Raw genomic sequence first — 11,356 nt, forward strand, 5'->3', positions numbered from 1 at the left:
GAAAGAGTAGTCCCATTTTTGGCGTTGAACGGCGTGGTCGTTTGCCGCGTGACAAGTTGCCTCACAACCGTGGCAACGCCCTGCAACAAATCCCCGGAGCGTTGGCAGCACGGAAAACAGTACAGATCTCGGGGATGACGAAAATTCCTGAACAGCAAAATCAATCTTCACCGCAAACAAATCGATGTCCTCCTAACTAAATTTTTTGTCATAGCAACTTCCTGTTACAGACTGGTGATAACCTCGCAGTTCCCCTCGAGCCAGACCTGCCTTCAGATGCCCAGCCAAGAGCCTTTGCTGTTACGTCACCATCGCCCGTTTCTCGCGTTCTGGATGGCACGGATCTTTACCGCCAGCGGTTTCCAGATGCTCACCGTGGCGATCGGCTGGAACCTCTATCAACTGACCGGCAACGTGCTCGACCTGGGTTTGGTCGGTCTTGTCGAATTCGCGCCGCGTGTGCTGTTCATGCTGCACACCGGGCACGTGGCAGACCGTTACGACCGGCGCAGAGTCGCGGCGATCTGTCAGTCGTTGCAGGCGTTGATCGCGCTGGCACTGGCCATCGGCAGCGCCACCGACCACGTCACCCGCGAGATGATCTTCATCCTCGCCTTCCTGCTCGGTGCGGCGCGCTCGTTCGAGATGCCGACCACTCAGGCGTTGCTGCCGAGCATCGTGCCCAGCGCACTGTTCCCCCGAGCCGTCGCGGCGGCGCAGTCAGCGCAACAGTCCGCGACCATCGTCGCCCCGGCCCTCGGCGGTTTGCTTTATGCGTTCGGCAGTGTCTGGGTGTACGGCCCGACCGTGCTGCTTTATGTGATTGCCTGCACGCTGATGCTCAATCTGCCTGCGCGACAGACGCCATTGAACAAAGGCAAGGCCACGCTGGATTCGTTGCTGGCGGGGATCCGCTTCATTCGCAGCCGCCCGGACATCCTCGGGGCGATTTCCCTGGATCTGTTCGCGGTGCTGCTCGGTGGCGCCACGGCGCTGTTGCCGGTGTTTGCCAAAGACATTCTGCTGACCGGCCCGTGGGGACTGGGCCTGTTGCGCTCGGCGCCAGCGGTGGGTGCGCTATTGATGTCGCTGTACCTCGCACGATTCGCCGTGGAACGTAACGTCGGCCGGGTGATGTTCACGGCGGTCGGAATTTTCGGCGTCGCCACCATCGCCTTCGGCCTGTCGACCTCGTTCTGGTTCTCGCTGGCGGTGCTGGTGGTGCTCGGAGCGGCGGACATGATCAGCATGGTCATCCGCGCGTCTTTCGTACAACTGGAAACCCCGGACGAAATGCGCGGCCGAGTCAGCGCGGTAAATGGCCTGTTCATCGGCGCTTCGAATCAGCTGGGCGAATTCGAATCCGGCGTCACCGCCCACTGGTTCGGCACCGTGCCGGCGGTAGTCATGGGCGGGATCGGCACGCTGGTGGTGACGGGGACGTGGATCAAGCTGTTTCCGACACTGGCGAATCGCGACCGGATGCATGTGCCGGTGGAAGAGGTGAAGGTCTGAGTTCAGCGACAGAACCAACATCTCGATCACAAATTAACTGAGAACGTGCGGTACATAGTTGCCGCACCGAGTGTAATGTATCGCCTTACACTCGTCCCATGATCAAATCCTTTCAGCACAAAGGCCTTCGTGGCTTCTATGAAACAGGTTCGACTCGCGGAATTCGTGCCGATCACGCAAAACGGCTGTCGCGCATGCTGCAGTTCATGGATCGCGCTACGCTTCCCGGAGATCTGGATCTTCCGGGATGGCGTCTGCATCCACTGAAACGTGAGCTGACCGAATACTGGTCGCTGAGCGTTTCAGGCAACTGGCGAGTGATCTTTCGTTTTGTCGGCTCGGATATCGAATTGGTCGATTATCTGGACCACCGCTGACAGGAGGCAGGCTCATGCCCTTGCACAACCCGCCACACCCCGGTGAAACACTGCTGATGGATGTTCTGCCCGAGTTGGGTATCAGCGTTACCGAATTGGCCCGCCATTTGGGCTTTGCACGCCCGCACCTTTCTCGTGTATTGCACGGCCACGCTCCGATCAGCCCGGATCTGGCTGTACGGCTGGAACGAGCAGGCATTGGCAAGGCGCGCGCCTGGTTAGGTGTTCAAACCGATTACGATTTGTGGCAAGCAGAGCACCGTGAGCAACCGGTCATTGAGCCAATAGCGGCCCACGCCTGATTTTTCAAACCAACAACTCTCCCGCCACCTTCACCCGCAACGCCTTGCCGCCCAGTTGCTCAACCAGCGCCAAGGCAAACTCCAGCACCGCACCTGAGCCCTGAGCGGTGATGCAATTGCCATCGACCACCACGGGCTGGTCAACAAATGTACAGCCAGACAATTGGTGGCTGGCGCTCGGTAGACAAGTCATGCGCCGCTGACGCAGCACGCCGGCGGTTTGCAGGGCGACAGCCGGGGACTCGCCGATGGCGGCGAACAGGCGTCCGGCGCTGGATTGATCCTTGAGCAATTGTTGCAACGGTTGGTGTGCGGCCAGGTGTTGCGCACCGACGGCGCCGCCGGGCAAGGCGATCAGGTCGAAGGTCTGTGCCAGCACATCGACCAGCATGCCGTCGGCAGTCAGGCGTGTACCACGCGCACAGGTGAGCATGCGCCGGCCTTCGATGCTGGCCGCGACGACTTCGATGCCGGCGCGGCGCAGCACGTCGATCAAGGTCACACTTTGCAGATCATCGATGCCCTCGGCGAGGGTAATCAGGGCTCTAAAGGTCATGGGCGTTATCCGCTGGGTGATCCTTGAAGCGTAGTCAGCTTCCCCCGGATCGCGCAGCGCCAGCCGTTACTTGATGTAAAGCTGGGTCGAGATGGTGTTGCCCGGCGCATTGATCGAGGTGTTGCTGAAGGTGAACGTCCCCTCCTGCTTGCCGCCGAGGTCATAGATGTACAACGCGCCGACGATCTTGGTCGACGCGCCCGTGCACTCCGTCAGGTTGCCGTTACCGTAGGCGCACACCTGGGTTTTCATGCCGTCGAGTCCGAAACCGTCCAGGGTGACATGGGGCACGCGGCCATAACCCATCTCCAGGACATAGACCTTGATGTTTGCCCCGCCGTGGTCACACGCGGTCTGCTCCTGACCGTCGGAAATATTTTCGATGCCGCAGGCCGCCGATTGCACTTTGAGCACCTGGGCGCTGGACAACGGTGGAGCCGATGCCGCCATCACGGCAGGCGCACTGGCCGCAATCGCACAAAACAGCCCCAACGTTCGAACGATATTGCCCTTCAAAGCCACCATGACCATCTCCCCAAAACTGGCGCGCAGTATGGCGCAGTTCGCTCAACTGCAAAACATCGCCGACGATCGCAGCCAATCCCCCACGCTGCTGGTATGATGCGCGGCTTTTTCCGGCCCACCACAATTTTCCAGGCGCTTGCGACGGTCTGTGCTTTGCTGTTGAGGTCGATACATTCACGGCGCCACGCGCGCCACGGGGAGCAGACATGCTGGAAAGGCTGTTTCAACTCAAGGCACACAACACCAACGTGCGCACCGAGATTCTGGCGGGCATCACGACTTTCTTGGCCATGGCCTACATTCTGTTCGTCAACCCGAGCATTCTTGGTGAGACCGGCATGGACAAGGGCGCGGTATTCGTTGCCACCTGTCTGGCCGCCGCGATCGGTTCGACGATCATGGGTCTCATCGCCAACTACCCGATTGCCCTCGCTCCGGGCATGGGTCTGAACGCCTTCTTCACCTACACCGTGGTTCTGCACATGGGCCACACGTGGCAAGTGGCGCTAGGTGCGGTGTTCATTTCGGCGGTGTGCTTCTTCCTGCTGTCGATCTTCCGCATCCGCGAATGGATCATCAACAGCATCCCGCTGCCACTGCGTTCGGCGATTGCCGCCGGTATCGGCCTGTTCCTGGCGCTGATCGCCCTGCACAATGCTGGCATCGTGGTGAGCAACCCGGCGACCATGGTCGGCCTCGGCGACCTGAAAGCTCCGGCACCGATCCTCGCCACCCTCGGCTTCGCCCTGATCGTCGCCCTCGAAGCGCTAAAAGTGCGCGGCGCCGTGCTGATCGGCATTCTGGCGGTGACCATCATCTCCATCGCCATGGGCTTCACCCCGTTCGGCGGCGTGACCTCAATGCCACCTTCGCTGGCCCCGACCTTCATGCAACTGGACATCAAAGGCGCGCTGGACATCGGTCTGGTCAGCGTGATCTTCGCCTTCCTGTTCGTCGACCTGTTCGACAACTCCGGCACTCTGATCGGCGTCGCCAAGCGCGCCGGCCTGATGGGCAAGGACGGCCACATGCCGAAAATGGGTCGCGCACTGATCGCCGACAGCACCGCGGCCATGGCCGGTTCGCTGCTGGGCACGTCGACCACCACCAGCTACATCGAATCCGCTGCCGGCGTCAGTGCTGGCGGCCGTACTGGCCTGACGGCCATCGTCGTGGCAATCCTGTTCCTGCTGGCGCTGTTTTTCTCGCCACTGGCGGCCAGCGTTCCGGCCTTCGCCACTGCACCGGCACTGCTGTTCGTCGCCGTGCTGATGACTTCGGGTCTGGCGGAAATAGACTGGGAAGACATCACCGTTGCCGCGCCGGTTGTCGTGACCGCGCTGGCCATGCCATTCACTTACTCGATTGCCAACGGCATCGCGTTCGGTTTCATTTCCTGGACCGTGATCAAGCTGCTGTCGGGCCGCGCCCGTGAGCTGAACCCGGCGCTGGTGATTCTGTCGATTCTGTTCGTGATCAAGTTGGGTTGGTTCAACGCATGACATTTGATTCCCAGGCTTACGCCGAGCAACTTGAAGCCAAGGTCACGCGCCTGCGCGATCTGCTGGCACCATTCGATGCCCCCGAGCCGACCGTGTTCGACTCGCCACTGCAGAACTTCCGTCTGCGTGCCGAGTTCCGCCTGTGGCGCGAGGGCGGCGATCGGCACTACGCGATGTTCGCTCAGGACGATAAACGCACGCCGATTCTGATCGAAGAGTTCCCGATCGCCAGCCTGCGCATCAACCAGTTGATGCCGCAGCTGAAAGCGGCGTGGCAGTCCAGTTCGGCACTGAGCCACAAGTTGTTTCAGGTCGAGTTCCTGACCACGCTGTCCGGCGATGCAATGATCACCCTGTGCTATCACCGTCCGCTGGACGAGCACTGGCACACAGCGGCGACCAAACTGGCGGCGGACCTCGGCGTCAGCATCATCGGCCGCTCGAAAGGCAAACGCGAAGTGCTCGGCCTCGATTACGTGGTTGAGAAACTTGACGTCGGCGGTCGCACGTTCAGCTATCGCCAGCCGGAAGGCGCGTTCACCCAGCCTAACGGCACAGTGAACCAGAAGATGTTGAACTGGGCGTACGACGCGCTGGGCGATCGCAGCGATGATTTGCTGGAGCTGTATTGCGGCAACGGCAATTTCACCCTGCCGCTCGCCACCCGCGTGCGCAAAGTGCTGGCCACTGAAATCAGCAAGACCTCGGTCAACGCTGCATTGAGCAACCTCAGCGAAAACGCTGTGGATAACGTCACCCTGGTGCGCTTGTCCGCCGAAGAACTGACCGAAGCGCTCAACGAAGTGCGCCCGTTCCGTCGCCTGCAGGGCATCGACCTGAAGAGCTATGAGTTCGGTAGCGTCTTCGTCGACCCGCCACGCGCCGGCATGGACCCGGACACCTGCGAGCTGACCCGGCGTTTCGACAACATCCTGTACATCTCCTGCAACCCGGAAACCCTGGCGGCCAACATCGCACAGTTGCACGACACGCACCGCATTACCAAATGCGCGTTGTTCGACCAGTTCCCGTGGACGCATCACATGGAATCGGGTGTGTTGCTGACCCGACGCTGAGTGCTGGCAGCGAATACGAGAAAGCCGTCGTGATTGACGGCTTTTTTGTGGGTGCTTACAAAGCAGGATCGACCTTGCGTGGGCGCCCGCCCTTTTTGCCGTTCGCCCGCGCGGCTGCAGACTTTGCCGCGCTGCTCTGACGGCCGTTGCGCGAAGCCACTACCGAAGCGGCCATCAGCATCAATGACGGGCTCGCTGAAATCATTCCGGCGATGGACACATCGAGATCCTTGCCTTCGTGGCAAAGCGCAGTGCCCGCGAATCCGACTGTCAGGTTTTCATAATCCTCTGCGTTGAATCCGTCGAACTCTGGAAAACGATCCACCGGTAGCAAGACACCGCTGCCGTCTTCAAAACGGATGATCAGTGATGGTTTCTCAAAGGTTACGGAGACAGCCTGCAAGCTATTCGCTTGGCGTGCTTGCCCTTGCTGGATGGCGACGTCGATCATCTCCTCCGTAAGGGGGCGACGTGCGGATGGCTTCGCCTTGATGATTTTCATAAATCGATTTCCACTCCTTCCAATGCGCCTACCAATGTCAGAAGGGTCTTGCCCTCGTCTGGCAGATAACGCGCCGATCCCACTCTATAGGTCGTGTCAGTGACGAGTTTCATCCCCAGCACTTCGTTTGATTTGCTGTCCTACAACTGATTGTCGAGACAGACAGTTTGCAATTTCGACCACCAGATCCCGCGTGCTCGTCGCAGATGAGCAGGCTGCTCAAGGGACCGACACAAGCCTTCCAGCACGGCCAAGGGTGGTCGACGAGAAAGCGGCACGACGTCCCAAAGCTCAATATCGTTGCACCAGAAACTGAACTGCAATCGAGCACTCCAACTGCCCGCGTTCACGTAAACGTGAGGTGGGCAATGTTCATCTCGCAGCATGATGACAATCGACAATCCCTTGTAGCTGCACACCTTCATGCTAACCCATCCGTTAGGTTAATAAGTTTCAGGATTCGATATTCCTTTCAAATCCGACAACTGGTGATCAAGCACGCGACGTGCCTCACTGCTTTGAGGCTAGCGTCGGCGTAGGCGAATAGCTGACCAATTTTCAGGAAAAAACGTAAGCAAAGCTGTCGTTACATCTAGATCAGAACCGAACCTGAAACTTGCTTGTGTGCGATAACCGAACATAAAACGCCAAGGCCATTTTTGTTCAATTGACCATGGTAACCATCTAGTACATTTTATCTCCACAGGCCGACACCTCTGGCCAAAGCCAAAAACAATAAGTGGAGTTACCCCTCATGTCCCCTATCGTTCTGGTGCTCAACGGCCCGAACCTGAACCTGCTCGGCACCCGCGAGCCGGCGACTTACGGCCACGAAACCCTGGCGGATATTTCCGCTCTGTGCGGTCGCGCCGCCGAGGAATTCGGCCTGGCCGTGGAGTTTCGCCAGACCAATCACGAAGGCGAACTGCTCGACTGGATTCACGCGGCTCGCGGTCGTTGCGCGGGGATCGTGATCAATCCGGCGGCGTGGACGCACACGTCGGTGGCGATTCGCGATGCGCTGGTGGCCAGTGAACTGCCGGTGATCGAAGTGCACCTGTCCAACGTGCATGCCCGCGAACCGTTTCGTCATCACTCGTTCGTCTCGGCGATTGCCACGGCAGTGATGGCCGGGTTTGGCAGCAATGGCTATCGCTTGGCGCTGGAACATTTCAGTCAGCGGCTGAAGGGGTGAATCGCATGTCGGGCCACAACGTGATACTCGCCGGACTGATCGGCGCTGGCATTCAGGCCTCGCGCACGCCGGCGCTGCATGAGCACGAAGGTGATGCGCAGGGCATGCGTTATCTGTATCGATTGATCGATCTCGACCAGTTGAAAATGGACAGCAGCGCCCTTCCCGACCTGCTGCTGGCGGCGGAACGAATGAACTACACCGGGCTGAACATTACCTTTCCGTGCAAGCAAGCGATCATTCCGCTGCTCGATGAGTTGTCGCCGGAAGCCAAAGGCATTGGCGCGGTGAACACCGTGGTGCTGAAGGATGGCAAACGGGTCGGTCACAACACGGACTGTCTGGGTTTCGCCGAGGGTTTTCGTCGTGGCTTGAAGGACGCCGCCCGTGAGCGTGTGGTCCAGATGGGCGCTGGTGGCGCCGGTGCAGCGGTGGCCCACGCGCTGTTGAGCGAAGGCGTACAGCAACTGAGCATTTTCGACGTCGACCGTGAACGCGCCGAAAGCCTGGCGAATAACCTCAATGAGCATTTCGGCTTTGGTCGTGCGGTGGCTGGGCATGATCTGCCGAGCACGCTGAATCAGGCTGACGGACTGGTGAATACCACGCCGATGGGCATGGCCAAACTGCCGGGCATGCCGGTGCCGGTCGAGTTGCTGCGCAAGGAATTGTGGGTGGCGGAGATCGTGTATTTCCCGCTGGAAACCGAGTTGCTGCGTAATGCGAGGGCGTTGGGTTGCCGGACGCTGGACGGCGGCAACATGGCGGTGTTTCAAGCGGTGAAGGCGTTTGAGTTGTTCAGTGGCGTAGTGCCGGATGCGCAGCGGATGCTGGCGCATTTTCAAAGCATGAATGGTTGAAGATCAAAAGATCGCAGCCTTCGGCAGCTCCTACAGAGATCGGTGTAGGAGCTGCCGAAGGCTGCGATCTTTTGATTGTCAGGCTTGTAGATAACGCAACACCGACTCGCAAATCATCTCGCGATGCCGCTGTTTGATACCCTCATCCGGCAGATCAATCTGAAAGATCTCGCCAAATGTGTGCCGGTTCGACACGCGATAGAAGCAGAACGAACTGATCAGCAAATGCACGTCCAGCGCATCCAGCCCCGCACGGAACACACCTTCATCAGCACCCCGACGCAAAATCTCGCCGAGTGAATCGAGAATGGTGTTGTTCATTGCCTTGATCGCATCGGAACGCTTCACGAATTCAGCGTTGTGGATATTTTCGATGCTGACGATGCGCACGAAATCGACGTTGCGGTCGTGGTGATCGAAAGTGAATTCGACCAACCGGCGAATCGCCTCCACCGGCGCCAGTTCGGCGAGGTGCAGACGGTTTTCGGTGCTGCGGATATCACCGTAAAGCTTTTCCAATACCTCGACGTACAACTGCTCCTTGCTGCCGAAGTAGTAATAGATCATGCGTTTAGAGGTGTGAATACGCTCGGCGATCGCGTCGACGCGAGCCCCCGACAAACCTTGCTGGACGAACTCGACGATCGCCTCCTGCAGGATGTTCTCGCGGGTCTTTTCCGGGTTGTTCTTGCGACTCTTGCGCGGCTCAACGGCGGACACTTCAGGAGCTGCGGTAAGTTCTGTATTCATTGTCATTGCGGGCTCACGGCCATCACTGCACAGGCGGCGATTATGGGCCGCGCAGCACAGTGAAGGAAGCCGCGCGGCCTGTGTTTAATCCCGCGTTTACGAATTTCCTACAACTTCGCCTGGCGCACGGCGCCACTGCGTGATTTGGCCATCGCCGCCAGACGCACCGCAACGTTGGCCGCGCCGTAACCGGCGTAGCCGTTTTTACGCTGGATAATCTCGAAGAAGAAGCGCCCTTCGAACGGTTCCGTGTAGACGTGGAACAGCTCACCGCCCTGGGTATCACGGTCGTACAAGACGTTGTAATAGGCCAGTTCGCTGAGGAATTCGTCGTCGAAGTCGAAACGTGCGGCGAGGTCGTCGTAATAGTTGAGCGGGATATCCAGCAACGGCACACCGGCCTCTTTGGCGCGACTGACTTCGGCGAAGATGTCGTCACAATCGAAGGCGATGTGATGCACGCCCGAGCCGCGATAACTCGACAGCGCGTGGGAGATCGCGGTGTTGCGGTTCTCGGAAATGTTCAGCGGCAAACGAATCGAACTGTCGCGGCTGCGCAATGCGCGACTTTTCACCAGACCGTACGGGTCGGGCAACACCACTTCATCGTCCGCCTCAAAATCCAGCAGGCTCTTATAGAACAGCACCCAACTGTCGAGACTGTCGGCGGGCAGCGCCATGGCCATGTGGTCGATACGCTTGAGACCGCCACGGGCCGGTGCGTCCGCCAGCAGATTGAAATCAGTGCCGTAGACATCGGCCTGTTCATCGACCAGATAAATCAGGCTGCCGTCCGGTGCGCGCACCGCCGCCAGTTCCAATTCGTTGGGGCCGACCAGTCCGCGATAGGGCTGACCTTTATAAGCGACGGCACGGGCCAGCGCACTGGCGCTGTCCTTGACCCGCACGGCGGTGGCACACAGCGACGGGCCGTGAGCCTCGAAAAAGCTGTGAGCAAACGAATACGGTTCGGAGTTGAGGATCAGGTTGATATCGCCCTGACGCAGCAGACTCACACTCTTGGAGCGATGCTGCCCGGCCTTGACGAAGCCGAGACGTTCCAGCCAGTTCGACAGCTTGGCGCCGAGGCTTTCATCCACGGCGAATTCGAGAAACTCGATGCCGTTGTACTCGCTGGCCTTCGGTGTTTCGAAGAGGATTTCGCGATTGGCCACAGGCTGGGTTTCTTGCTCCAGACGCTGACGAGTCTTCTCTTCCAGATACAGCAGCGAACGCAAACCATCGGCGGCATTAGCCCGTGGCGGCGCGGCGCGGAAGCCGTCGTTGAAGATTTCCAGCGACAGCGGCCCGGTGTAACCACTCTGGATGATCGGCGCAAGAAAGCCCGGCAGATCGAATTCGCCCTGCCCCGGGAAGCAACGGAAATGCCGGCTCCACTCCAGCACGTCCATCTGCAGGATCGGCGCGTCCGCCATTTGCACGAAGAAGATCTTGTCGCCGGGAATATCGGCGATGGCGCGGGGATCGCCCTTCAACGACAGCGTATGGAAGCTGTCGAGCAACACGCCGAGGCTCGGGTGATCGGCTTGGCGCACGATGTCCCAGACCTGTTGATAAGTATTGACGTGACGGCCCCAGGCCAGCGCTTCGTAACCAATGCGCAAGCCGCGCGCGCCGGCACGTTCGGCCAGCAGGCGCAGGTCATCGACTAGAATTTGTTGATCGCCGACGCTGTCGGCCGAGGCGTTGCTGCAGACCAGCACCAGGTCGGTGCCCAGTTCCTGCATCAGGTCGAACTTGCGTTCGGCGCGCTCAAGATTGCGCGCCAGGCGATCACGGCGGCAGCCTTCGAAATCGCGGAACGGCTGAAACAGAGTGATGGCGATGCCGAGATCGGCGCACATCTGTTTAATTTCCCGCGGGCTGCCGTCGTAGTACAGGAGGTCGTTTTCGAAAATTTCCACCCCGTCGAACCCGGCGGCGGCGATGGCTTCGAGTTTTTCCGGCAGGGTGCCGCTCAAGGAAACGGTGGCAATGGAACGCTGCATGATTCAACTCCCGGACTGCGCCGTTTGATCTTTATGTAGGAGCTGCCGGAGGCTGCGATCGTTTGATCTTTATTTGTGAAACGCACAATCAAAAGATCGCAGCCTGCGTCAGCTCCTGCATGGGATGGTTTTTATAGTAGGGAAATTATTGGCTGCATCGATCGCGGCAGCAATTTAAAGTGTACTA

The 11,356-nt window shown here is 59.2% G+C and carries 12 protein-coding genes and 1 pseudogene; 7 read left to right on the forward strand and 6 right to left on the reverse strand.

Going from position 1 to position 11,356, the window contains the following annotated elements:
• Window positions 1–276 precede the first annotated feature (276 nt).
• The 3 genes from AC3Y64_RS24225 (at window position 277) to AC3Y64_RS24235 (ending at window position 2,194) form a co-directional block, all read left to right on the forward strand.
• On the forward strand, window positions 277–1,515 hold the full coding sequence (locus tag AC3Y64_RS24225) for an MFS transporter (protein ID WP_489985498.1): 1,239 nt from the start codon (window positions 277–279) through the stop codon (window positions 1,513–1,515).
• Between the two features lie 98 nt (window positions 1,516–1,613).
• Window positions 1,614–1,892, forward strand: coding sequence for a type II toxin-antitoxin system RelE/ParE family toxin (locus AC3Y64_RS24230; RefSeq protein ID WP_489985499.1), 279 nt, complete (start codon window positions 1,614–1,616; stop codon window positions 1,890–1,892).
• 14 nt (window positions 1,893–1,906) lie between these two features.
• The gene (locus tag AC3Y64_RS24235; protein ID WP_158957571.1) at window positions 1,907–2,194 is read left to right on the forward strand and encodes a HigA family addiction module antitoxin; all 288 of its coding nucleotides are present in this window, start codon (window positions 1,907–1,909) and stop codon (window positions 2,192–2,194) included.
• 4 nt (window positions 2,195–2,198) lie between these two features.
• On the opposite strand, the gene AC3Y64_RS24240 is transcribed toward AC3Y64_RS24235, so the two are convergent.
• Window positions 2,199–2,750, reverse strand: a complete 552-nt coding sequence (locus AC3Y64_RS24240; RefSeq protein ID WP_489985500.1) for a DJ-1 family glyoxalase III — start codon at window positions 2,748–2,750, stop codon at window positions 2,199–2,201.
• Window positions 2,751–2,816: 66 nt separating this feature from the next.
• Entirely contained in the window at window positions 2,817–3,200 is a 384-nt protein-coding gene (locus AC3Y64_RS24245; protein WP_489988028.1) for a DUF4879 domain-containing protein, read from the reverse strand.
• Between the two features lie 281 nt (window positions 3,201–3,481).
• Between AC3Y64_RS24245 and AC3Y64_RS24250 the strand changes: the two genes are divergently transcribed.
• Window positions 3,482–4,777, forward strand: a complete 1,296-nt coding sequence (locus tag AC3Y64_RS24250; protein ID WP_158957565.1) for an NCS2 family permease — start codon at window positions 3,482–3,484, stop codon at window positions 4,775–4,777.
• Window positions 4,774–5,853 (forward strand): tRNA (uridine(54)-C5)-methyltransferase TrmA, encoded by a 1,080-nt coding sequence (gene trmA, locus AC3Y64_RS24255; protein ID WP_489985501.1) that lies wholly within the window; start codon window positions 4,774–4,776, stop codon window positions 5,851–5,853. The genes AC3Y64_RS24250 and trmA overlap by 4 nt, the downstream gene beginning before the upstream one ends.
• A gap of 55 nt (window positions 5,854–5,908) precedes the next feature.
• On the opposite strand, the gene AC3Y64_RS24260 is transcribed toward trmA, so the two are convergent.
• Entirely contained in the window at window positions 5,909–6,355 is a 447-nt protein-coding gene (locus AC3Y64_RS24260; protein WP_489985502.1) for a DUF2442 domain-containing protein, read from the reverse strand.
• Window positions 6,352–6,780: pseudogene (locus AC3Y64_RS24265) on the reverse strand (DUF4160 domain-containing protein). The gene AC3Y64_RS24260 and the pseudogene AC3Y64_RS24265 overlap by 4 nt, the downstream one beginning before the upstream one ends.
• 329 nt (window positions 6,781–7,109) lie before the next feature.
• Between AC3Y64_RS24265 and aroQ the strand changes: the two are divergent.
• Complete coding sequence (aroQ, locus tag AC3Y64_RS24270; RefSeq protein ID WP_489985503.1) at window positions 7,110–7,550, forward strand: type II 3-dehydroquinate dehydratase; 441 nt, start codon at window positions 7,110–7,112, stop codon at window positions 7,548–7,550.
• A 5-nt stretch (window positions 7,551–7,555) separates the two neighbouring features.
• Complete coding sequence (locus AC3Y64_RS24275) at window positions 7,556–8,410, forward strand: shikimate dehydrogenase (protein ID WP_489985504.1); 855 nt, start codon at window positions 7,556–7,558, stop codon at window positions 8,408–8,410.
• A gap of 78 nt (window positions 8,411–8,488) precedes the next feature.
• Here AC3Y64_RS24275 and AC3Y64_RS24280 read toward each other — a convergent pair whose 3' ends face one another.
• Both AC3Y64_RS24280 and quiC read right to left on the reverse strand, forming a co-directional pair.
• Window positions 8,489–9,166, reverse strand: coding sequence for a TetR/AcrR family transcriptional regulator (locus AC3Y64_RS24280; protein ID WP_489985505.1), 678 nt, complete (start codon window positions 9,164–9,166; stop codon window positions 8,489–8,491).
• A 101-nt stretch (window positions 9,167–9,267) separates the two neighbouring features.
• On the reverse strand, window positions 9,268–11,169 hold the full coding sequence (gene quiC / locus AC3Y64_RS24285; RefSeq protein ID WP_489985506.1) for a 3-dehydroshikimate dehydratase QuiC: 1,902 nt from the start codon (window positions 11,167–11,169) through the stop codon (window positions 9,268–9,270).
• Window positions 11,170–11,356 lie beyond the last annotated feature (187 nt).

It is taken from the genome of Pseudomonas sp. 4CAES_32.4 (assembly GCF_058136335.1).